Here is a 20,659-nt window from a genome sequence, read left to right as displayed (position 1 = left end):
CGCACGGGCCCGCGGCGTGCCGTCCGCTCACCGATACCTTGCCCTGGAAGCGAATGAAAGGCGGGGATGTCGATGTCCGGCGGACTCACCAACTGGGCGGGGAGCGTCACCTTCCAGGCGGAGCACGTGGCGCGGCCCGGTTCTCTCGACGAGTTGCGGGCTCTGGTGGTGAGAAGCTCCACGGTCCGCGCCCTCGGCAGCGGGCACTCCTTCAACGACATCGCGGACACCTCCGGGGTGCTGCTGTCGCCGGACGCCCTCCCCCACCTCTTCGAGATCGACGCCGCGGCCCGTACGGTACGGGTCGGGGCGAGCCTGCGGTACGCGGAGGTGGGCCGGCGGCTGTACGAGGCGGGGTTCGCCCTGGGCAACCTGGCCTCGCTGCCGCACATCTCGGTGGCCGGTTCGATCGCCACGGCCACGCACGGCTCCGGCGACGGCAACCGGAACCTCAGCGCCGCCGTGGCCGGGCTGGAGATCGTCACCGCCGATGGCGACCTGGTCGCGCTGCGCCGCGGCGACGAGGGGTTCGAGGGCGCGGTCGTCGGGCTGGGCGCGCTCGGCGTCGTGGTCGCGGTGACGCTCGACATCGTGCCCGCCTTCGACATGCGGCAGTACGTCTACGAGGAGCTGCCCGTCACGGTGCTGGAAGAGCACTTCGACGACGTGTTCTCCAGCGCGTACAGCGTCAGTCTCTTCACAGGCTGGCGCGGCCCGGCGATCGACCAGGTATGGATCAAGCGCCGCGCCGACCAGGACGAAGGTCTGCCCGGCGACTGGTTCGCGGCGCGGCCGGCGGCCGGACCCCGGCACCCCGTACCGGGCATCTCCGCCGCGCCCTGCACCGAGCAGCTCGGTGTGCCCGGGCCCTGGTTCGCGCGGCTGCCGCACTTCCGCCCGGAGTTCACTCCGAGCAGCGGGGTCGAGCTCCAGTCGGAGTACCTCGTGCCCCGGGCGCGTGCCGTCGAGGCCCTGCGGGCGGTGGCGGCGATCCGGGACCGGGTGGCCCCGGTACTGCAGATCTCCGAGATCCGCACCATCGCGGCGGACGACCTGTGGCTCAGCACGGCGTACGGCCGCGACTCGGTCGGCATCCACTTCACCTGGGTGAAGGACATGGAGGGTGTGCTGCCGGTGGTCGCCGCCCTGGAGGAGTGCCTCGCGCCGTACGAGCCCAGGCCGCACTGGGGCAAGCTGTTCACCACCGCGCCCGAGGCGCTACGCGAGGTCTATCCGCGCCTGCCCGACTTCCAGGCGCTCCGGCGCCGCCTCGACCCGGCCGGCAAGTTCGCCAACGCGTTCCTCACCCGGCACCTGCCCGGCTGAGCGCCGGTGGCGGCCTACCCCACCACCGCCGTCGGCGGCAGCCGGACCGCCGGGGGCAGTGGCGAGGTGACCGGCTCGGCCTGGAAGGCCTGGATCAGCAGCGCGGCGAAGCGCCGCGACGCGGCCACCGCGACGGCCGGCGAGGTGGCCCGGATGCCGCCGTGGGCCATGAGCACCAGGATCAGGTCGTCCAGGACGAAGTCCGGGCGCAGCCGGCCGGCCGCCTTGGCCCGGCGAGCGAGCTCGGCGACCTTGCCCAGTGTCCGCTCCCGGTCCGCGGCGAAGTCGACCGCGTGGGGGAAGGCCGCGAGGAACGCCGAGGTGAAACCCCGGTCCCGTGCGTGCATCTCACAGATCTTCTCGATCACTCGGCAGAAGCCGCGCCACGGGTCCGGGTCGGCGAGTCCCTCGTCGACGATGGCGGTGCAGGTCGCCATCTGTTCGGTGAAGGCCTCGGTGACCAGCGCCGCCTTGGTCGGGAAGTGCCGGTAAAGGGTGGCCGGGCCGACCTCGGCGCGGCGTGCGATCTCGCGCATCGGCACGTCCAGGCCCTCGGCGGCGAACGTCGCGCCGGCCACGGCGAGGATGCGCTCGCGGTTGTCCCGGGCGTCGGAGCGCAGGGAGGGAGACGAACGGCCCGTCACGGCTCTCACCCTAGCCAACCGGACGGGGCGTTCCGATAACGTCCGGCGCCGCGGGCCGTGGGTCACTTCGGGACGGCCATCTCCCCCAGCTCGGACCAGTCGTCCTGCGGCACCGTGGCGTTCACGATGCGCGGGGTCTCGGCCAGGTGCGGCGGCAGGGTCCGCTGCGCGGCCTTGAAGTGGTCGGACTGGACGTGAGCCGCGCCCGCCTCGCCGTCGCGGAACGCCTCGACGAGGACGTACTCGTTCGGGTCGTCGAGGCTGCGGGACCAGTCGAACCACAGGCAGCCGGGCTCGGCGCGGGTCGCCTCGGTGAATTCGCGGGCGATCTCCGGCCATCGCTCGGCGTCCTCGGGCCGGACCCGGAACTTCGCGGTTATGAAGATCATGAGATCCCCTCGGCGCTCGGTTACGCCCCCACGATGCCAGACGGCGTCCGGCCCCACGAAGGGCCGGAAGGCCCGTGTCTAGGATCAAACACATGGAATATCGACAGTTGGGACGTTCAGGCCTGAAGGTGTCGGTGCTCACCATGGGCACGATGACCTTCGGCGGCCAGGGGAACTTCGCCAACGTGGGTGACACGGACGTCGACGAGGCGCGGCGACAGGTCGACATGTGCCTCGAGGCCGGTGTCAACATGATCGACACCGCCGACGTGTACTCGACCGGCCGTTCGGAGGAGATCGTCGGCGAGGCGGTCAAGGGACGCCGGGACGACGTGCTGCTCGCCACCAAGGTCCGGATGCCGATGGGACCCGGCCCCAACGACGCGGGCCTGTCCCGTCACCACATCGTGTCCGGCTGCGAGGCCAGCCTGCGGCGGCTCGGCACGGACCACATCGACCTGTACCAGGTGCACGAGTGGGACGGCGTCACTCCCCTGGAGGAGACCCTGGAGGCGCTGGACTCGCTGGTCACCTCCGGCAAGGTCCGGTACGTCGGCGCGTCCAACTACACCGGCTGGCAGCTGATGAAGGCGCTCGGCACCGCCGACCGCCTGGGCTACCAGCGGTTCGTCAGCCACCAGATCTTCTACTCGCCGCAGGCGCGCGAGGCGGAGTACGAGCTGATCCCCGCCGCGATCGACCAGGGGCTGGGCGTGCTCGTGTGGAGCCCTCTCGCCGGCGGCCTGATGTCGGGCAAGTACCGGCGTGGCCGTACGGCGCCGGAGGGATCGCGGCAGCTCACCGACTGGAACGAGCCACCGGTCCGCGACGAGGACAAGCTGTACGACACGGTCGACGTGCTCGTCGACATCGCCGAGGGGCACGGCGTCTCCGCCGCGCAGGTCACGCTGGCGTACCTGCTCGGCCGCCCCGCCGTGACGTCACTGGTCATCGGCGCGCGTACCGGCGAGCAGCTCGCCGACAACCTCGCCGCCGTGGACCTGACGCTCACCGAGGACGAACGCGCCCGGCTCGACAAGGTCAGCGAGCTGCCGCTGACCTACCCGTACTGGCACCAGGTCGCGACCGCGCAGGACCGCCTGTCCCCCGCCGACCTGTCCCTGCTCGGGCCGTATCTGGACTAGGGCCTCGGGTCAGTGGAACTGGGGCACGATCAGGTAGATCCCGTACGCCGCGATGGCGGCGCAGGCGAGGAAGCACAGACCGGCGGCGACCGTGCCGAAGGCGCCGGCGCCCGCCGGGGCGTCCGTCTCGGCGGCCCGCGGCCGCACCGATGCGGCGAGCACACCGACCGCGAAGATCACCACGATCGCGACGCCCACGCCGAGGCTGACCAGCGCGACCTCGCCGAGCGCGCTCCACTTGACGTCCATCCGGTCCCCCTCAGGCGGCGGTCGTCGCCGGTACGACCGGCGCGGTCGGCTGGTCGTTGACGTTGCCCGCGGTGACCGGGTCGCGCCGCGAGATCGTGTAGATCGCGACGGCGACGGCCACGGCGGCCAGGCAGATCACCACGATCCCGGCCGTGCCCTGCTTGGCCACGGCCGCCGAGACGCCGCCGACCACGGCGGCGGCCGGAAGCGTGAAGACCCACGCCAGCGCCATCCGCCCGGCCACGCCCCAGCGCACCTCGGCGAGCCGCCGGCCGATGCCGGCGCCGAGGATGCCGCCGGAGCACACCTGCGTGGTGGACAGCGCGAAGCCCAGGTGGGACGAGGCCAGGATCACCGTCGTCGAGGCGGTCTCGGCCGCGAACCCCTGCGGTGACTGGATGTCGGCCAGTCCCTTGCCCATCGTCCGGATGATCCGCCAGCCGCCCGCGTACGTGCCGAGCGCGATGGCCGTGCCCGCGAGCAGGACCACCCACCACGGCGGGCCGGACCCGTGCGAGAGGGTGCCGGCCGAGATCAGCGTGAGGGTGATGACGCCCATCGTCTTCTGCGCGTCGTTGGTCCCGTGCGCCAGCGAGACCAGCGACGCGGAGGCCACCTGCCCGAACCGGAACCCGCGCGTGACCTCCCGCTCACGTCCCCGGCGCGTGATCACGTACGCCAGGTAGGTCGCGATCATCGCCACGACGCCGGCGACGACCGGCGAGGCGACGGCGGGGATGAGGATCTTCTCGGTGACCTCGGTGAAGTGGACGCCCTTCACGCCGGCGCCGACCCAGACCGCTCCGATCAGCCCGCCGAACAGCGCGTGGGACGAACTCGACGGCAGACCGAACAGCCAGGTCAGCAGGTTCCACACGATCGCTCCCACCAGCCCGGCGAAGATCATCCAGGGGGTGACGAGCGTGTCGTCGACGATGCCACCCGAGATCGTCTTGGCCACCTCGGTGGACAGGAACGCACCGACCAGGTTGAGCGCTCCGGAGATCGCCACGGCGACCCGGGGCGGCAGCGCGCCGGTCGCGACCGAGGTCGCCATCGCGTTGGCGGTGTCGTGGAACCCGTTGGTGAAGTCGAAGGCCAGGGCCGCGATGACCACGACCAGGACCAGGAAAGACCAGTGACCCATCAGGGCTTACCTCCCTGTGACCGCACTGCCGCCCACCGTAGACGCGAGGCGTGAACGGGGGGTGAAGTCCTTCCCAGGCGCGGGCGACGAACCGGTCGGATCCGGCCCTCGGGCTGTAACACCACGGGGCGCTGTGGCGCTGAGGTGGTGTTGACATTGGGATAATTGTGAAGATCGGGACTAAATGGGACAGAACGCGCCTGCCGTGACTCAGGAGCCGGAGCCGGTCTTCGTCGACCGGACGGGCAGGCGCCGGCGGCTTGTTCGCAATGCCGGAATCGCCGTCGGGTGTCTGCTCGCCGCCTACCTCGCGGTCGTCGCCTTCGGGCTGGTCAGCGGGGCCGACGCTCCCATGGCTCCATGGCCCGCTCCCAAGCCCTCACACCGCGCCGCGCTTCCCCGCCATGACGGCATGACGGCTCGGCCGGACACCCCGCGGCCGGCGGCCAGGCCCACGCCGAGCGCCACCGCGCGGACCCGGCGCGCGCAGCCGCCGAGGAGCGCCGCGACCACGACGCGGACCACCGCACCGGCCGCGACGTCGACGACCCAACCGGGACAGGGCCGCGCGTACGGCCGTACGAAGAGCCCGAACCCCAGGAAGCCCTGATGGCGAACCGGCGCCGCGATCCACGCGGACACTGGATCCTTCTCCTCCTCGGCGGATTCATCCTCGCCGCCGGGCTGCTCCTGCAGGGCTACGCCCACGGCGCGGTCGGAGAGTCGCCCCAGCACGACCACACCGGCGGCGGCGCGGCACCGGCGGCGGCGACCGGCGGCGGACCCGTGCTCAACCTGTCCGGCGAACGGCCCCAGAGCGTCCGGATGCCTCCGCGCACCATCGCGCTGACCTTCGACGACGGACCCGATCCCCGCTGGACCCCGCGGATCCTCGACGTACTGCGCCGTCACCGGGCCCACGCCACGTTCTTCGTCGTCGGGGCGCGCGCCGCCGATCACCCCGGCCTCCTCCGCCGGACCCTCCGCGAGGGCAACGAGATCGGCTCCCACACCTACACCCACATCGACATGGCCGGTTCGCCGGCGTGGCGGATCCGGCTGGAGCTCGGCCTGACGCAGCGGGCCCTGGCCGGCGCGGCCGGCGTCCACACGCGGCTGCTCCGCATGCCGTACTCCTCGTTGACCGCCGAGATGTCCGCGCCCGAGTACCGCGCCGCGCGGGAGGCCGCGCGGCTGGGCTACCTGGTGGTGAGCACCGACCGCGACACCGACGACTGGAGACGGCCGGGCGTCGCGCGCATCGTCCAGGCCGCGACGCCGGCGAACGGGGCCGGCGCGGTCGTGATGATGCACGACGCCGGCGGCGACCGCGCCCAGACCGTACGGGCGCTGGACACGCTCTTGACCGGTCTGTCCGCGAAGGGGTACCGCTTCACCACGCTCAGCGCGGCGACGCGGCTGCCGGCCGCCGATGTGAGCGCCTCGACCACCGCGAAGGTGACCGGCACGGCCCTGGTCGACGGTCAGCGCGCCGCCGGTTGGCTGGCGGGCGCGTTCGCCACCCTGTTCGGGGTGACCGCCGTGCTCACCGGCCTGCGGCTGCTGGCACAGCAGATCTTCGCCCGCGTGCACGTCCGGCGCATCCGGCGCGAGCGGCGGCGCCGTGCCAGGCCCTGGCTGGCCGCCGGCACGACACCGCCACCGGTCTCAGTGATCGTTCCCGCCTACAACGAGCAGGCCGGTCTCGCCGCCACCGTGCGGTCGCTCGTGCGGACCGACTACCCGGCGCCGATCGAAGTGATCGTCGTTGACGACGGCTCGACGGACGACACCGCGCTCATCGGCCACCGGCTCGCCCAGGAGTTCGCCCACGTCGAGCTGGTGCGCCGGCCCAACGGCGGCAAGCCGGCCGCGCTCAACACCGGCATCGCCCGTGCCCGGTACGACATCCTCGTCCTCGTGGACGGCGACACCGTCTTCCAGCCCGACACGATCGGCAGGCTCGTCGGGCAGCTCGCCGACCCCGCGGTCGGAGCGGTGAGCGGCAACACGAAGGTGGCCAACCGGAAGGGGCTCATCGGCCGCTGGCAGCACATCGAGTACGTCATCGGCTTCAACCTCGACCGCCGCATGTTCGACGTCCTCGAATGCATGCCCACCGTGCCCGGGGCGATCGGCGCCTTCCGGCGTCGCGCCCTCGCCGCGGCCGGTGGCCTGAGCACCGACACCCTCGCCGAGGACACCGACCTGACCATGGCGATCTGCCGCGCCGGCTGGCGGGTGGTGTACGAGGAGACCGCCATCGCCTGGACCGAGGCGCCGTCCTCACTCCGGCAACTGTGGCGACAGCGGTACCGCTGGTGCTACGGCACTCTCCAGTCGATGTGGAAGCACAAGCGGTCGCTCGTCGAAGGCGGCCGCTCGGGCCGGTTCGGCCGCCGGTGCCTGCCGTACCTGACGATCTTCCAGGTCGTGCTCCCGCTCTTCGCGCCCGTGGTCGACATCTTCGCCTGCTACGGCCTGATCTTCCTCGACCCTCTCACCGTGGCGGCGTCGTGGCCGGCGTTCGCGGGCGCCCAGGCGGTGGCCTCCATGTACGCGCTGCGCCTCGACGGTGAGCGCTTCCGCACCCTCTGGGTACTCCCGCTCCAGCAGGTCGTCTACCGCCAGCTGATGTACCTCGTCGTCATCCAGTCCCTGGCGACCGCGATCCTGGGCGACCGGCTCCGCTGGCACGTCATCCGCCGCACCGGCACCTTCTCCGGAGAAGACCCCCTGCCGGCCCAGGCCAACGCCTGAAGCCATTTCTTGCCAGGATGTCGAGAAACCGCAGCCGGCTTCTACCTGTGGGTGAGAGCGCCGGGAGGCGGCGCGGCAGCGGGAAGGACAAGACCGTGAAGTACATGATGTTGATGCAGTTCAGCGCGGCGCAGGCCGATTTTCCGAGCATCGACACCTGGTCGGCGGAGGAGGTCTCGGCGCACCTGGACTTCATGCGGCACACCAACGAGGAGCTCGTCAGGTCCGGCGAGTTCGTCGACGGGCAGGGCCTGGCCATGCCCGACCAGGCCAAGATCGTACGCGCCGGCGACGGCGGCCGGCCGGTGGTCAGCGACGGGCCGTTCCCGGAGACCAAGGAGTTCCTCGCCGGCTGGTGGATCGTCGACTGCGAGACGCCCGAGCGTGTCATCGAACTCGCCGCCGCCGTGTCGGCCGCACCCGGCCCGGGCGGCCGTCCGCTGAACATGCCGATCGAGGTCCGCCAGGTGATGGCGGCTCCGACCGAGGAGCTGTGACCGCTGGAGACGGGCGCCGATGACCTGCTGCGGACGCTGGCGCCGCAGGTCATCGGCGTGCTCTCCCGGCGCTTCGGTGACTTCGAGGCCGCCGAGGACGCGGTGCAGGAGGCGCTGCTGGCCGCGGCGACGCGGTGGCCGGCCGACGGCGTGCCCGCCAACCCGCGGGGCTGGCTGATCCAGGTCGCGGCCCGCCGCATGATCGAGCGGGTACGCGGGGAGCAGGCGCGGCGGCGCCGCGAGGACCTGGTGGCCCGGCGGACGCCGGACGACCGCCGGGCGGCGCCGGCCGCCGACGAGGAGTACGAGGCGGACCGCGACGACACCCTCACCGTGCTGTTCCTGGCCTGCCACCCGTCGCTGTCCTCGGCGTCGGCCATCGCGCTCACCTTGCGGTCCGTCGGCGGGCTGACGACCGCCGAGATCGCGGCGGCGTTCCTGGTGCCCGAGGCGACCATGGCCCAGCGGATCAGCCGGGCCAAGCAGCGCATCAGGGCCTCCGGCGTCCCGTTCCGCATGCCGTCGGCGGAGGAATGGCCGGGCCGGCTGCGGTCGGTGCTGCACGTCCTCTACCTCATCTTCAACGAGGGCTACACCGGGACGACCGGGGCCGGCCTGCACCGCGTCGAACTGTCCCGGGAGGCGATCCGGCTGGCCAGGGCGGTGCACGCGCTCCTGCCCGACGACGCCGAGGTGGCCGGGCTGCTGGCGTTGATGCTGCTGATCGAGGCACGGCGGCCGGCGCGTACCGGCCCGTCCGGCGAACTGGTGCCGCTCGCCGAGCAGGACCGGAGCCGGTGGGACGGCGCGGCCATCGCGGAGGGCGTCGCGCTCATCACCGCGACCCTGTCGAGAGGTGCCGTCGGCCCGTACCAGCTCCAGGCCGCGATCAACGCGGTCCACGACGAGGCCGCCGCCGTGGAGGAGACCGACTGGCCGCAGATCCTCGCCCTGTACGGGCTGCTCGAACACATGTCGGACAACCCGATGGTCACGCTCAACCGCGCCGTCGCCGCGGCCATGGCCCACGGCCCGGCGGCCGGGCTCGCGCTGCTCGACGCGCTGGAGTCCGACGGCCGTCTCACCGGCCACCACCGGCTGCACGCGACCCGGGCCCACCTGCTGGAGATGCGCGGCGACCGCGCGGCGGCGGCGGAGCACTACCGCACGGCCGCCCGGCTGACGATGAGCCTCCCCGAACGGCACTACCTCATCGGCCGTGCCGGCCGCCTCGCCGAATAGGCACGGAGCCGCCCCGCCTGGCCTGCCCCGGCCGCGGGTACGGAGTAGGGCATGGGGAAGAGCTGGTGAGGGCGGTCGTCTTCGGGGGCACCCGTACGGTCTCGGCGGAGGAGGTGCCGGACGCCCGGATCGAGGAGCCGTCCGACGTCGTGGTCCGGGTGACCTCCAGCGCGATCTGCGGCACCGACCTGCACATGTACGACGGGCGCACGGGCGCCGAGCCCGGCATGGTCCTCGGCCACGAGCCGCTCGGCGTGGTCGAGAGCGTGGGCGACGCCGTGCGGATGGTCGAGCGCGGGGACCGGGTGGTGATCCCGACCCACCTCTACTGCGGGGTGTGCGTCAACTGCGCGCGTGGCCTGTCCGCGGCCTGCCTGCGCGTGCGTTCCGGCGGGTTCGGCGCCGCGTACGGGTACGCGGGGATGGGCTGTTACCGGGGCGCGCAGGCCGAGCTGCTGCGCGTTCCGTTCGCGGACGCCAACTGTGTTCCGGTGCCCGGCGAGCCGGACGACGTGTTCGAGGACGACTTCGCGATGCTGCCCGACGCGTTCGTGACCGGCTGGCACGCGACCGAGCTGGCGTCGGTGTCGGCCGGCGCGACCGTGGCGGTCTTCGGCGCGGGCGCCGTCGGGCTGCTCTCGGCGTACAGCGCGCTGCTCAAGGGCGCCGAGGAGGTCTACGTCGTCGACCATGTGCCCGAACGGCTGGACAAGGCGGCCGAGATCGGCGCCACGCCCGTCGACTTCCACGAGGGCGACCCGGTCGAGCAGATCCGCGACCTGCGCCGCGCCTCCGGGTTGCCGCCCGGCGAGGAGCCGATGACCGGGGTGGACGCCGGCATCGACGCGGTCGGTTTCCAGGCCGACGACCGCCTGCGGCCCGGCGAGGAGAACCCCACTCAGGTGGTCGGCGACCTGGCCCGCCTGGTGAACCCGGCCGGGCACCTGGGCATCATCGGCGTGTACGCCGAGAAGGACCTGTCCCCCGCCCCTCGCGGACACACCGACGGCCGGCTCACGGTGCCGTGGGCCACGCTGTTCGCCAAGGGCGTGTCGGTGCGGTTCGGCCGCACCCACGACCGGCGTTACACCGTGCTGCTCCGCGACCTGATCCTGTCCGGCCGGGCCCATCCGGGCGTGGTCGTCACCCATCACGGGCCGATCGAGGAGGCGCCGGCGCTCTACCGGGCGTTCGACCGGCGCGCCGACGGCGTCATCAAGGCCGTTCTCCGGCCCTGACGGGCGGCTCGTCCAGGACGGCGAGGTCCGGCGGCACGAGCGTGGTGGACAGCAACAGCTCGTGCAGCAGGTTGTGGTTGAGGGCGTTGCCGACCGGCTCGCCGATCTCGGCGCGGGTCAGGCCCGCGACGCCGCCGGCGGACAGCCGGTTGCGGACGCCGACGACGAGGTGCTCGACCTTCTTGCGGGTCCAGCCGGCGTCGGGCCGTAGCTCGGCGAGTTGGACGGCCGCCACGTGCCAGGGCAGGGGCTGCGGGCGCGGCTCGTGCAGCAGGTACCGCTGGCCGAGGACGATCAGCGCGAGGCGTTCGTCCTCGTCGAGCGCCCACATCTTCGGCGGCCGGGTGACGTCCTCGTGGCGGGGAGCGGGCCGCCGCCCGTCGGCGCCGGCGACGAACACCTCGAGCAGGTGCTCGCGCTCGTTCGACCCGCGAACGAACATCGGCGTGTATCCCTCCGCCAGCGGCACCGGCTCCTCGTTCTCGAACAGCAGGCGCGCGCCGGGCAGCCGGATCGGCAGCCGCCCGGTGTTGTGCAGCCACCATCGCCGGTCGCGGTGCACCAGGCTGCCGTGCCGTCGGCTCACCCGCAGGTCGTCCTCGCCGAGGCAGACGTGCACGTCGGGCCGGTTGCGGCCGAAGATCACCTCACGGCCCTCGCCCGAGCCGAGCGCGATGCCGCCGGCGAGGGTCAGGGTGAAGATGGTGCCGGGCGCCGACGGCGGGACGCCGCGGGCCAGGCTGCCGTGACTCTCCGGCAGCCTCCTGCCGCCGTCCATGCTTCGAAGCGGACTCACCGGTGTCCTCCCGTCGTCGTGGGGGTGGTGGGCATCCGGGCGCTCCGTTCACGTCTTCGGCAGCCGGGCGGCGGCCGCCGACGCGAGGGCCTTGGCGTCGGCGCAGAGCCGGCTCTCGGGCCGCGATCCGGACACCACGAGGAAGACGATCTCCGCGGTGGTGTGCCCGCCGGTGTCGGTGTACGTGCGGTGCACCACCCGGGCCAGGCACGTGCCGTGGCCGTCGCCACCGGCCTGGACGAAGGCGGCGTGGCCCGCGAGACGCACCGGCGTCCCGTCGTCCGAGCTCAGCGGGCCGTTGTGGTCGAAGCGCAGCTGGACGCCGGTGCCACCCGTGCCCCTCCAGCGGCAGTCCCAGCGGCCGAAGCCCGGCGTGGCGCGGCCGGCGCCGACGCGTGACAGGGCGGCGGAGGTGAGCAGCGCGCAGGCGTCCTGGCGGCCCAGCGACGCGGACGGCAGAGGCCGGGCGCGCCGTGGCATGACACCCCGGACCAGCACCGCCGCCGCGTGGTCGGTGGCGGCCGTCGCCGCCGCGCACAGGTCGATCGCGCCGCGGCCCGTGCGCTGCGCGGTGACCGCGACGACGTGCCCGTCGGCGAGAGTCAGCTCCTGGCCGCACTCGCCGTCGGCGAGCGGTCCGCGGATGATGCCGACCGTGCCACGCCGCTCGACCCGGTCGCCCGCGCCCGGCTCGGGCGCGGGGCCGTTCTCCAGCTCGATCTTGACGTCGGCGAGGTCGTCGTCGCCCCGCTTGATCAGCACGTCGCAGCGGTTGAAGTTGCCGTAGTCGGTGGACAGCTCGGTGCCGCCGAACCGCCGCAGGGACGCCGGGTCCGCTAACGCGCAGGGTTCGGCGGTGCGCGGATCGCCGACCGCCGACGCCGGAGGGCTCGCCGACCGCGCCGGCTCGTCCTCGGAGGAGGAACGGCCCGCCTGGACGATCATCACCGTCGCGACGGAGACCACGACGATCGCCGCCACGGCCGCGGCGACGGGGACGCTCCGAAGCCGGCGCGGGCGCCGTGCCGCCGGGACGTCGTCGCCGAGTTCGAGCAGGCGGCACGCCTCAGCGGCGTCCGGCCGGTCGTCCGGCTCCAGGCGCAGCATCGCCGACAGGGCGGCGCCGAGCGCGCCCGGCGCGCTGGGCGCGGCGACGTGGCCGGATGCCGAGCGCCAGACGGCGGTCAGCGGGCCCACGCCGTTGCCGAGCGGCGAGTCGCCCTCCGCGGCGGCGAACAGCGTGGCGCCCAGCGAGAACACGTCGGCCGCGGGCAGGGGCTTCGCGCCGCGGGCGACCTCCGGGGCGACGTACGCCGGGGTGCCGCGGAACAGGCCGCTGTCGCTGACCGTCTCGTCGGCCCAGACCGCGCGGGAGACCCCGAAGTCGGTGAGCTTGGCGTCGCCGGACTCGGTGATCAGGACGTTGCCCGGTTTCACGTCGCCGTGGACGATGCCGCGAGCGTGCACGGCGGCGAGCGCGTCGGCGAGCTGCCGGCCGATCCGCGCGACCGCCTCCGGGGCGAGGACTCCGTCGGAGGCGATGACGTCGGCGAGGTCCCGCGCGGGGACGTACTCCATCACCAGCCAGGTCGCGGCGTCCTCGGTGATGAGGTCATAGAGGGTCACGACGCGCGGGTGGTCGATGCCCCCGGCGATGCGGGCCTCGCGGGAGAGCTCCCGGAGCCGGCGTTCGTCGGCGGCGGGGTGCGCGCGCTTGAGCGCCACCGGACGGCCGAGACGCTCGTCACGGGCGAGCCAGACGGCGCCCATCCCGCCCGAGCCGATCTGGCGCTCGACCCGGTAGCGCCCCGCGACCAGCGCACCGATCCGTACCGACACTCGTCTCACCCGACCGGGGTCCGTGGGTACCCGCCTGTCACCGAAAGACTACGGCGCGGCGCCGCCGTACGGGGAGGAATCACCCGGACCATTGGATCTCGATCAGGGGTCCGCCTGACGGGCCAGTGCCTGCGCCAGGAGTGGATGAGGTCCTGCGACGGCGGCATTGACCAGGCACGCGAGACGGCGGCACGCATCGCCGGCGCGCGTCCGATCGTCCTGCCCGGCGTCGGCCACGAGGTCCCCGAACCCGTGGGGAACGAGATCGCCGTCCAGATCCGCGCGCTGGTGGACACCCCATCGCGCGCCGCCTGAACGGGCGAGCGATTCCCGACCCATCGGCCGTTATGGGTGACAGTGCTGGTCGGAGTTGCTTAACTAATGGGCGATCTTGTCGTGATTCGCCGCCCAGTCCCAGGTCGGTGACCACTCAGCGGAGGTGGTTGATGCGAGCCGGACCGCCCCTGATCGTGGCCTGGTTGGTCATCGGCGGGCTCGCCGCGGGACAGCGCCACTACTACTCCCACTTCGACGCGAGCTGCGGCAGGTTCGCCACCATCGGCGTCACGATCATCTCCGGACCGCTCAACTACGCCGGCCTGAACCCATGGGTGGCCTGCAAGGTTCCGCAGCCCAGCCGGTGACGCCCGCCTGACGAGGTCCCGTACTCAGCCGGCCCCGGCCGCGCCCCAGCCCTCGACCTCGAAACGCGCCGTGAGCGACTCGGGGGCGATCTCCCCGCCGCAGTAGCGGCACACGACGGCCGGCTCGAGGTCGGCACCGCAGGAGTGCTCGAACACGACCGGCGGCCGCTCGCTCAGGTGCCGGTCGCCCCAGGCCATGAGGGTGAGCAGCACTCCGCGCAGTTCGCGACCCGCCTCCGTCGGACGGTACTCGTAGCGGAGCGGGCGCCGGCTGTACGGGGTCTTCTCCAGCACGCCCGCCGCCACGAGGTGGTTGAGGCGCGCGGTCAGCACGTCGCGGGGCGCTCCCACGTTGCGAGCGATGTCGTTGAAGCGCCGGACGCCCCAGAACACCTCGCGCAGCACGAGCAGGGAGTACTTCTCGCCGATGACGGCGAGCGCGTCGGCGATCGAGCAGGGGCGTGGCGTGGCCATGTCCCCACCGTAAGACCACAAGTTTGCTTTTCCAACTTACTCCGGCCTACCGTTAGTTGGATTTCCAAACCAACCTCGTGGGAGGGGAAGAGCCATGCGCGACGCCGTGATCGTCGAGGCCGTACGCACGCCGATCGGCAAGGGACGGCCGACCGGCACGCTCGCGAGCGTGCACCCGGTCGAGCTGCTCGCTCACACTCTGCGCGCCCTGGTCGGCCGCAGCGGGATCGACCCGGAGCTGGTCGACGACGTGATCGGCGGCTGCGTCGACCAGGTCGGCGAGCAGGCCATGAACACCACGCGCAACGCCTGGCTCTCGGCCGGGTTCCCCGACTCGGTCCCGGCGACCACGGTCGACCGGCAGTGCGGCTCGTCCCAGCAGGCCGTCCACTTCGCCGCCCAGGGCGTGATCTCCGGCGCGTACGACCTGGTCATCGCCTGCGGGATCGAGTCGATGAGCCGGGTTCCGATGTGGTCGAACGTGCCGGCGGGCGCCGATCCGTTCGGGCCGGGCCTCGCCCGGCGGTTCCCCGAGGGCCTCGTCCCCCAGGGCATCAGCGCGGAGCTGATCGCCGCCAAGTGGTCGCTCAGCCGGGAACGGATGGACGAGTTCGCGACACTGTCGCACCGCAGGGCCGCCGAGGCGCACGCCGACGGCCGGTTCGAGACAGAGCTCGTTCCGGTGCACACCGACGCGGGCCTGATCAGCGGGGACGAGTCCGTACGGCCCGGCACGACGCCGGAGGTGCTCGCCGGCCTCCGCCCGGCCTTCGAGGACCCGGCGTACGCCGAGCGCTTCCCGCAGATCGAGTGGTCGGTGACGGCCGGCAACAGCAGCCCGATCAACGACGGCGCCTCGGCGGTACTGATCACCTCGAGCGAGACCGCGAAAAGGCTGGGGCTGCGGCCGCTGGCCCGGCTGCACGGGTTCGCGGTGACCGGCTCGGACCCGCTGCTGATGCTGGCGGGCGTCATCCCGGCCACCGAGAAGGTGCTGCGCCGCACCGGGCTGCGGCTGGAGGACATCGACCTGTTCGAGGTCAACGAGGCGTTCGCGAGTGTGGTGCTGGCCTGGCTGCAGGAGACCGGCGCCGACCCCGCCAAGGTCAACGTCAACGGCGGCGCGATCGCGCTCGGCCATCCCCTCGGCGCCAGCGGCACCCGCCTGATGACCACGCTGGTGAACGCCATGCGGCAACGCGGCGCGCGCTACGCCCTGCAGACCATGTGCGAGGCCGGTGGGCTCGCCAACGCCACCGTGCTGGAGCGGCTGGCCTGAGGACCCCGCGCCGGACCCACCCGGACCGAACTGTATACGGGATCCGCAACCTGCCCAGGTGGCTGATACGGAACCGACCGTAGAAACGAACAATTCAAGTGTGTCCTCGCTTCGAGGGTCCGCGACGCGGACGTTCCGGCCGACTGAGCCCGACTGGGGGCGGCGGCTCAGCGGTGCCGGAAGACCTGACCGGCGGCCGGCGTCGCCGCGGACCTCGCGAGGGCACGGGCCGGCGAGGCCTCAGCAACGTCACGGGGGAACGTGCTGAGGCCCGCCGGCCGGATCCACCTCGTGCCCACCACCGGCGCGCACCCGACCCATGCCTGTCCGCGCGTCCACCGGACAGGCCCGCAGGGGCCCTGACCAGGTAGGTTGTAAATCTGGTGTCTCACGGACTCACGGCGGCGAGCACGCACGCCTTCGACTCACAGGCCGGAGCCGACCTCGAACGACCGTCGCGGCGCGGCTGGCGCGGCCGCAGCCGGGAGTGGCGGGCCGTCACCGCCGCGATCGAGGCCGCCCAGCGCAGCCGGGGCGCGGTGCTCCTCGTCGAGGGCCAGGCCGGCATGGGCAAGAGCAGGCTGCTCTCCGACGCCGTCGAGGCGGCGGCCGCCCGCGGATTCATGCTCGCACACGGCGCGGCGGACGAGCCGAGCCGGCTCGCACCGCTCGTCCCGCTGATGGCCGCCCTGGGGGAGTCCCCGCAGACGCTCCGTGAGGGCCTGGACACCACCGCGGAAACGGCCGACCTGCGGCTGCGCCTGCTCGAACGGTTGCAGAGCCGCCTGGAGGAACGCGCGGCGCACGGCCCGTTCCTGATCGCGCTCGACGATCTGCAGTGGGCCGACCCGACCACCCTGCTCGCGCTCCGGTCGATCGTGCCGGAGCTGGCCTCCTACCCGCTGGTGTGGATTTTGGCCCGGACGACGGGGATCGCCGAGTCCGACGCCGACCGGGTGTTCGAGATCCTGGCGCGGGAGGGGGCCGCCCGCATCGTCCTGGAGCCGTTGGGCGACCGGGCGGTGGGCGAGGTGATCGGCGACGTGCTCGGCGCCGCGCCCGGACCCGAGCTGCTCGCGATGACGGCGGCGACCGGCGGCAACCCGTTCCTGCTGGTGGAGCTGTTGCACGGCCTCCAGGACGAGAACGCGGTGCGGGTCGCCGACGGCGAGGTCACGCTGGTGTCGCGGCAGTTGCCCCGGCGGATGCAGGAGATCGCGCGCAGCCGGCTGGGCCGGCTGTGCCCGCACACCCGGCACCTGCTCCAGGTCGCCGCCGTGCTGGGACGCTCGTTCCGCGTGGACGACCTGGCGGAGATGTTCGACGAGCCGCCCAGCCGCCTGCTGCCCGCCCTGGAGGAGGCGGAGTCGGCGGCCGTGGTGGCCGCCGCGGGTGACCAGCTGACGTTCCGGCACGAGTTGCTCTGGCAGGCCGTGACCGAGACCGTCACCGTGCCGGTCCGCCACGCGCTGCACCGGCAGGCCGCGGAGATGCTACTGCGACGCGGCGGCTCGGCCATCCCCGCCGCCGCCCACCTCATGCACTACGCCCGGCCCGGCGACGGCCACGCCCTGAAAGGGCTCGACCAGGCCGTCCGCGAGGTCCTGCCGTCCTCCCCGCAGAGCGCCGCCGACCTCGCCGTACGGGCCCTCGAACTGACCATGCCCGGCGATCCGGACCGCGTCGACCGTACGGTGACGGCGGTCTACGCCCTGACGACCTGCGGGCGGCTGCCCGAGGCCACCGACTTCGCCCGTACCGCGATCGGCCAGGCCCGCCACCCCGAGCAGGCCGCGCGGCTCCGGTCCGAGCTGGCGTACGCCCTGCTGCTGGCCGGCCGGCCGGCGGACGCGGCGGCCGAGGCCGAGCAGGCGCTCGCCCAGCCGGACCTGATCGGCGACAAGCGCGGCCTGGCCGAGCAGGTGTTCCTGCGCGCCCTGTACGCCACCCACGACTTCCGGCGGGGGCGGGAACTGGCCGAGGAGATCATCGACTCCGGCCGGCGGCACGACCGCGCAGCCCAGGTGGGCGCGCGGATGCTGTTCTCCTACATCGCCTGGGGCGACGGTCAGGCCGCCGAGGGGATCAGCCACGTACGCGAGGCGGTCCGCATCGCGCCCCGCGACGACGCCTCGGCGGGGCGCGTCCACCCTCGTCTGCACCTGGCCACCCTGCTCACCGACATGCGGCGGCTGGAGGAGGCCGACGCCCAGCTCAACCAGATCGCCGCGGAGATCGCCGAGTTCGGCCAGAGCGCGTACGCGGCCACGCCCGCGATCTTCCGGGCGCGGCTGCGGCTCGCCGAGGGCCGGCTCGACGACGCCGCGGCCGAGGCGCAGGCGGGCCTGGCGGTCGCCGAGCAGATGGGCACGAACGCGTTCATGCTGCTGGGCCTCGCGGTGCTGGTCGCCGTCGCCGTACGGCGTGGCGAGCTGGACGCCGCCGCCGGACACGCCCAGCGGTACGAGGAGCGGTACCGGGCCGGCACGAGGCTCGGGAAGGCCTGGGCGCGGTGGCCGCTGGCGACGCTCGCCGAGGCGCGCGAGGGTCCGGCCAGGGCCTTCGAGATCCTCCGCCCCGTCTGCGCCGACCTGAACGAACGACGCTGGCTGCTGATGTCCGAGCCCGACGCCGCCGCCTGGCTGGCCCGTACGGCGCTCGCCGCCGGGGACCGGTCCTCCGCCGAGGCGGTCGCCGTGACCGCCGAGCAGCTCGCCCGCGCCAACACGGGCTTCTCGGCGCTGGCCGCCGCGGCCGCGCACGCCCGCGGCGTCCTGCGCGGCGACCGGGTGACGCTGGCCCACGCCGCCGCGACGCACCCGAGCCCGTGGAGCCGGGCCTCGGCGGCGGAGGATCTCGGCGTCCTGCTGGCCGGGTCGCGGGGCCGCGTGGACGACGACGCGGCGATCGAGGCCCTGGACCGGGCGCTGGAGGGGTACCAGCGGATCGGCGCGCTGCGCGACGCTGCCCGGATCCGGGCCCGGCTGCGCCGGCTCGGCGTACGGCGCCGCCACTGGACGCAGGCGGAGCGTCCGCTCTCCGGCTGGTCGAGCCTGACCGAGACCGAGCGGAACGTCGCCGTCCTGGCCGCACAGGGCCTGACGAACCCGCAGGTCGCGACGCAGATGTTCGTCTCGCCGCACACGGTGAAGTTCCACCTGCGCCAGGTGTTCCGCAAGCTGGGCATCGCGTCCCGCGTCGAGCTGGCCCGGCTCGCCGCCGAGCACGCCTCGGAGCCCCCGTCCTCCGAGGCGTGAGCACCGGCCGCGGTCAGCCCATGGTCTTGGCGCCGTCGAGGGACTCGCGGATGATGTCGGCGTGGCCGGCGTGCTGTGCGGTCTCGGCGAGGATGTGGAGCAGCACGCGGCGGGCCGACCAGCGCGTGCCGGGCTCGAACCAGGGCGCCTCGGGCAGCGGGCGGGACGCCTCCAGGTCGGGCAGGCCCGTCACGATCTCCTCGGTGCGGCGGGCGGCCTTCTCGTAGCCGGCGAGCACGTCCGCGAGGGTCTCGCCCGGCAGCATGCGGAACCGGCCGTCCTGGTTCTTCCCGCCCGTGGCGACGGTGCCGTCGCCGTCGACGACGAAGTCCATCCACGCGCTCTCGACCTCCGTGACGTGCTTGATCAGGCCGCCGAGGCACAGCTCGCTCGCCGTCGTACGGCGTCCCGCCTGCTCGTCGGTCAGGTCGCGCACCGTGTGGCGCAGGAAGAAGCGCTGCTGGGCCAGTGCCGTCAGCAGGGTCGCGGTCTCGTCGGTCACGGTGTCGAGCGTGCTGGTCATGTCCTTCGTCCCTCTCTCTTGGCCGTCACGAGTGACAGTAGGGACGATTGCGGCCACTTTCCGTCCGCAATGACCGCCGTCGCGAGGGACCGCTCAACGCAGGACGGCCGCCAGCAGGTCGGCGCCCAGCGCCGTCAGATCGGGAAGGTTGAGGGTGTAACGGACGTAACGACCGTGCCGCCGGGCCGTGAGCAGGCCCGCGCGGCGCAGGACGGCGAGGTGGCGGGAGACCTCCGGGGGTGAGAGTTCCCAGAAGTGGGCCAGCTCGCCGGTGGTGTGCGGGCCGCGGGCCAGGGTGCGCAGCAGCCGCAGCCGTACCGGATGCGCGAGCGCCTCCAGCCGGAGGGTGACCGTCTCCAGGGAGACCGGTTCCGCCGGACCCGGCTCGGCGACGGGGTACTGCACCACCGGATGCCACCCGGGCGCGTGGACCGCCACCAGGTGCGGGCGGCCGAAGACGCTGGGGATGAAGGTGACCCCGGCGCCACGGGCGGCGGTCGCCTTGTCCTGCACCTTGTCCACGATGATGCGGTCGCCGTCCGGCGCCAGGGCGACCGCGCCGGAGACCGAGGCGAGCGCCGCACCGATGCCCTGGCGCCTGAGCAGTTCGTTCTTCAGGCGCAGATCGGTGGCGAGCCGCACCGCGACGCCCGCCCAGGCGCCGTCGAAGAATGCCTCGGCGCATTCTTCGAAGGTGTGGCGCACCCGCGCCCGCACCGCGGCCGGGTCCGCGAGCAGCCGTTCCGCGAAGGCCTCCTGCAGCGCGCCGCGGGCCTGGGCCACGTCCAGGGCCCGCTCGCGCGCGGTCGTGTCGGTGAGCGGCGACGCCCCGGGGAAATGGACCCGGTTGCTGCCGCAGGTGGTGACGAGCGCGGCGGTCACATACTTCTCGTCGTCGATCCGGTCCACCTCGTCCAGCTCCTCGGCGAGGGTCGGCCGGGGCCGCGCGGGGATCAGGAAGTCGGCCTGTGAGGAACGCCAGAGGAACTCCGCCTCCCTGAGCCGCTCGGCCAGCTCCGGCCGCAGTCCGGCCCAGACGTCCGCGGCCCAGCCGGCGTACTGCGGATGGTGACCGGGCTCGGCCAGCACGTGCAGCATCGCGGTCAGCTCGGCCAGCGGGGAGGCGGCGAACCGCACTCGCTCGGACGGCAGGCCACTGATGTCGATCCTCAGTGTCACCCCCTCAGCATCACCGACCGGATGACCTGCG

Annotated in this window: 20 protein-coding genes; 10 read left to right on the top strand and 10 right to left on the bottom strand. The window is 73.3% G+C overall.

Going from position 1 to position 20,659, the window contains the following annotated elements; genetic code table 11:
• Positions 1–72: 72 nt before the first annotated feature.
• The gene (locus ACQEV1_RS07550) at positions 73–1,326 is read left to right on the top strand and encodes a D-arabinono-1,4-lactone oxidase (protein ID WP_433392552.1); all 1,254 of its coding nucleotides are present in this window, start codon (positions 73–75) and stop codon (positions 1,324–1,326) included.
• Between the two features lie 14 nt (positions 1,327–1,340).
• On the opposite strand, the gene ACQEV1_RS07545 is transcribed toward ACQEV1_RS07550, so the two are convergent.
• Complete coding sequence (locus ACQEV1_RS07545) at positions 1,341–1,970, bottom strand: TetR/AcrR family transcriptional regulator (RefSeq protein WP_433392550.1); 630 nt, start codon at positions 1,968–1,970, stop codon at positions 1,341–1,343.
• A 62-nt stretch (positions 1,971–2,032) separates the two neighbouring features.
• Positions 2,033–2,359 (bottom strand): putative quinol monooxygenase, encoded by a 327-nt coding sequence (locus tag ACQEV1_RS07540; protein WP_433392548.1) that lies wholly within the window; start codon positions 2,357–2,359, stop codon positions 2,033–2,035.
• Between the two features lie 92 nt (positions 2,360–2,451).
• On the opposite strand from ACQEV1_RS07540, the gene ACQEV1_RS07535 reads away from it, so the two are divergent.
• Positions 2,452–3,504, top strand: coding sequence for an aldo/keto reductase (locus tag ACQEV1_RS07535; protein WP_433392546.1), 1,053 nt, complete (start codon positions 2,452–2,454; stop codon positions 3,502–3,504).
• Between the two features lie 9 nt (positions 3,505–3,513).
• Here ACQEV1_RS07535 and ACQEV1_RS07530 read toward each other — a convergent pair whose 3' ends face one another.
• The 3 genes from ACQEV1_RS07530 to ACQEV1_RS07520 all read right to left on the bottom strand — a co-directional run bounded on the left by ACQEV1_RS07530 (position 3,514) and on the right by ACQEV1_RS07520 (position 5,542).
• Positions 3,514–3,753, bottom strand: a complete 240-nt coding sequence (locus ACQEV1_RS07530) for a hypothetical protein (RefSeq protein WP_433392544.1) — start codon at positions 3,751–3,753, stop codon at positions 3,514–3,516.
• 10 nt (positions 3,754–3,763) lie between these two features.
• The gene (locus ACQEV1_RS07525; protein ID WP_433392542.1) at positions 3,764–4,900 is read right to left on the bottom strand and encodes an anion permease; all 1,137 of its coding nucleotides are present in this window, start codon (positions 4,898–4,900) and stop codon (positions 3,764–3,766) included.
• A gap of 303 nt (positions 4,901–5,203) precedes the next feature.
• Positions 5,204–5,542, bottom strand: a complete 339-nt coding sequence (locus ACQEV1_RS07520) for a hypothetical protein (protein WP_433392540.1) — start codon at positions 5,540–5,542, stop codon at positions 5,204–5,206.
• On the opposite strand from ACQEV1_RS07520, the gene ACQEV1_RS07515 reads away from it, so the two are divergent.
• The 4 genes from ACQEV1_RS07515 to ACQEV1_RS07500 all read left to right on the top strand — a co-directional run bounded on the left by ACQEV1_RS07515 (position 5,510) and on the right by ACQEV1_RS07500 (position 10,637).
• Positions 5,510–7,660: a bifunctional polysaccharide deacetylase/glycosyltransferase family 2 protein gene (locus tag ACQEV1_RS07515; RefSeq protein ID WP_433392538.1), complete on the top strand. Its 2,151-nt coding sequence runs from the start codon at positions 5,510–5,512 to the stop codon at positions 7,658–7,660. The genes ACQEV1_RS07520 and ACQEV1_RS07515 overlap by 33 nt on opposite strands.
• Before the next feature lie 104 nt (positions 7,661–7,764).
• Positions 7,765–8,157 (top strand): YciI family protein, encoded by a 393-nt coding sequence (locus tag ACQEV1_RS07510; RefSeq protein ID WP_285622035.1) that lies wholly within the window; start codon positions 7,765–7,767, stop codon positions 8,155–8,157.
• Between the two features lie 57 nt (positions 8,158–8,214).
• Positions 8,215–9,399 carry an RNA polymerase sigma factor gene (locus ACQEV1_RS07505; protein WP_433392536.1) on the top strand — a complete coding sequence of 395 codons (1,185 nt, stop codon included), beginning with the start codon at positions 8,215–8,217 and terminating at the stop codon, positions 9,397–9,399.
• Between the two features lie 65 nt (positions 9,400–9,464).
• Positions 9,465–10,637, top strand: a complete 1,173-nt coding sequence (locus tag ACQEV1_RS07500; protein WP_433392534.1) for a glutathione-independent formaldehyde dehydrogenase — start codon at positions 9,465–9,467, stop codon at positions 10,635–10,637.
• On the opposite strand, the gene ACQEV1_RS07495 is transcribed toward ACQEV1_RS07500, so the two are convergent.
• A complete protein-coding gene (locus ACQEV1_RS07495) occupies positions 10,615–11,433 on the bottom strand; it encodes a hypothetical protein (RefSeq protein ID WP_433392532.1) in 819 nt (272 codons plus the stop codon). The two genes, ACQEV1_RS07500 and ACQEV1_RS07495, sit on opposite strands and share 23 nt — an antisense overlap.
• 48 nt (positions 11,434–11,481) lie before the next feature.
• Positions 11,482–13,272 carry a serine/threonine-protein kinase gene (locus ACQEV1_RS07490; protein WP_433392530.1) on the bottom strand — a complete coding sequence of 597 codons (1,791 nt, stop codon included), beginning with the start codon at positions 13,270–13,272 and terminating at the stop codon, positions 11,482–11,484.
• Between the two features lie 144 nt (positions 13,273–13,416).
• On the opposite strand from ACQEV1_RS07490, the gene ACQEV1_RS07485 reads away from it, so the two are divergent.
• Together ACQEV1_RS07485 and ACQEV1_RS07480 are read left to right on the top strand one after the other, a co-directional pair.
• Positions 13,417–13,587 (top strand): hypothetical protein, encoded by a 171-nt coding sequence (locus tag ACQEV1_RS07485; RefSeq protein WP_433392528.1) that lies wholly within the window; start codon positions 13,417–13,419, stop codon positions 13,585–13,587.
• A gap of 131 nt (positions 13,588–13,718) precedes the next feature.
• The gene (locus ACQEV1_RS07480; RefSeq protein ID WP_285567282.1) at positions 13,719–13,916 is read left to right on the top strand and encodes a hypothetical protein; all 198 of its coding nucleotides are present in this window, start codon (positions 13,719–13,721) and stop codon (positions 13,914–13,916) included.
• A gap of 24 nt (positions 13,917–13,940) precedes the next feature.
• On the opposite strand, the gene ACQEV1_RS07475 is transcribed toward ACQEV1_RS07480, so the two are convergent.
• Positions 13,941–14,390 (bottom strand): winged helix-turn-helix transcriptional regulator, encoded by a 450-nt coding sequence (locus ACQEV1_RS07475; RefSeq protein WP_433392526.1) that lies wholly within the window; start codon positions 14,388–14,390, stop codon positions 13,941–13,943.
• A gap of 94 nt (positions 14,391–14,484) precedes the next feature.
• Between ACQEV1_RS07475 and ACQEV1_RS07470 the strand changes: the two genes are divergently transcribed.
• Positions 14,485–15,669, top strand: a complete 1,185-nt coding sequence (locus ACQEV1_RS07470; RefSeq protein WP_285621888.1) for a thiolase family protein — start codon at positions 14,485–14,487, stop codon at positions 15,667–15,669.
• Positions 15,670–16,052: 383 nt separating this feature from the next.
• Entirely contained in the window at positions 16,053–18,926 is a 2,874-nt protein-coding gene (locus tag ACQEV1_RS07465; RefSeq protein WP_433392523.1) for a helix-turn-helix transcriptional regulator, read from the top strand.
• 13 nt (positions 18,927–18,939) lie between these two features.
• On the opposite strand, the gene ACQEV1_RS07460 is transcribed toward ACQEV1_RS07465, so the two are convergent.
• Together ACQEV1_RS07460 and ACQEV1_RS07455 are read right to left on the bottom strand one after the other, a co-directional pair.
• Positions 18,940–19,449, bottom strand: a complete 510-nt coding sequence (locus ACQEV1_RS07460; protein ID WP_285621892.1) for a DinB family protein — start codon at positions 19,447–19,449, stop codon at positions 18,940–18,942.
• A 93-nt stretch (positions 19,450–19,542) separates the two neighbouring features.
• Positions 19,543–20,628 carry a DUF5937 family protein gene (locus tag ACQEV1_RS07455; RefSeq protein ID WP_433392521.1) on the bottom strand — a complete coding sequence of 362 codons (1,086 nt, stop codon included), beginning with the start codon at positions 20,626–20,628 and terminating at the stop codon, positions 19,543–19,545.
• Positions 20,629–20,659: the final 31 nt, after the last annotated feature.

Origin of the sequence: Actinoallomurus sp. CA-142502 (assembly GCF_050936355.1) — a bacterium.
Taxonomy (GTDB): Bacteria; Actinomycetota; Actinomycetes; order Streptosporangiales; family Streptosporangiaceae; genus Actinoallomurus; species Actinoallomurus iriomotensis.
The sequence above is the reverse complement of the archived record's forward strand: the minus strand, read 5'-3'. Positions and strand labels throughout refer to the sequence as shown.

Coding starts and splice junctions, on each gene's coding strand:
- ACQEV1_RS07510 (WP_285622035.1), top strand. CDS start 7,765: ATGATGTTGATGCAGTTCAGCGCGGCGCAGGCCGATTTTCCGAGCATC.
- ACQEV1_RS07530 (WP_433392544.1), bottom strand. CDS start 3,753: ATGGACGTCAAGTGGAGCGCGCTCGGCGAGGTCGCGCTGGTCAGCCTC.
- ACQEV1_RS07480 (WP_285567282.1), top strand. CDS start 13,719: ATGCGAGCCGGACCGCCCCTGATCGTGGCCTGGTTGGTCATCGGCGGG.
- ACQEV1_RS07515 (WP_433392538.1), top strand. CDS start 5,510: ATGGCGAACCGGCGCCGCGATCCACGCGGACACTGGATCCTTCTCCTC.
- ACQEV1_RS07470 (WP_285621888.1), top strand. CDS start 14,485: ATGCGCGACGCCGTGATCGTCGAGGCCGTACGCACGCCGATCGGCAAG.
- ACQEV1_RS07540 (WP_433392548.1), bottom strand. CDS start 2,359: ATGATCTTCATAACCGCGAAGTTCCGGGTCCGGCCCGAGGACGCCGAG.
- ACQEV1_RS07550 (WP_433392552.1), top strand. CDS start 73: ATGTCCGGCGGACTCACCAACTGGGCGGGGAGCGTCACCTTCCAGGCG.
- ACQEV1_RS07535 (WP_433392546.1), top strand. CDS start 2,452: ATGGAATATCGACAGTTGGGACGTTCAGGCCTGAAGGTGTCGGTGCTC.
- ACQEV1_RS07475 (WP_433392526.1), bottom strand. CDS start 14,390: ATGGCCACGCCACGCCCCTGCTCGATCGCCGACGCGCTCGCCGTCATC.
- ACQEV1_RS07525 (WP_433392542.1), bottom strand. CDS start 4,900: ATGGGTCACTGGTCTTTCCTGGTCCTGGTCGTGGTCATCGCGGCCCTG.
- ACQEV1_RS07460 (WP_285621892.1), bottom strand. CDS start 19,449: ATGACCAGCACGCTCGACACCGTGACCGACGAGACCGCGACCCTGCTG.
- ACQEV1_RS07485 (WP_433392528.1), top strand. CDS start 13,417: ATGAGGTCCTGCGACGGCGGCATTGACCAGGCACGCGAGACGGCGGCA.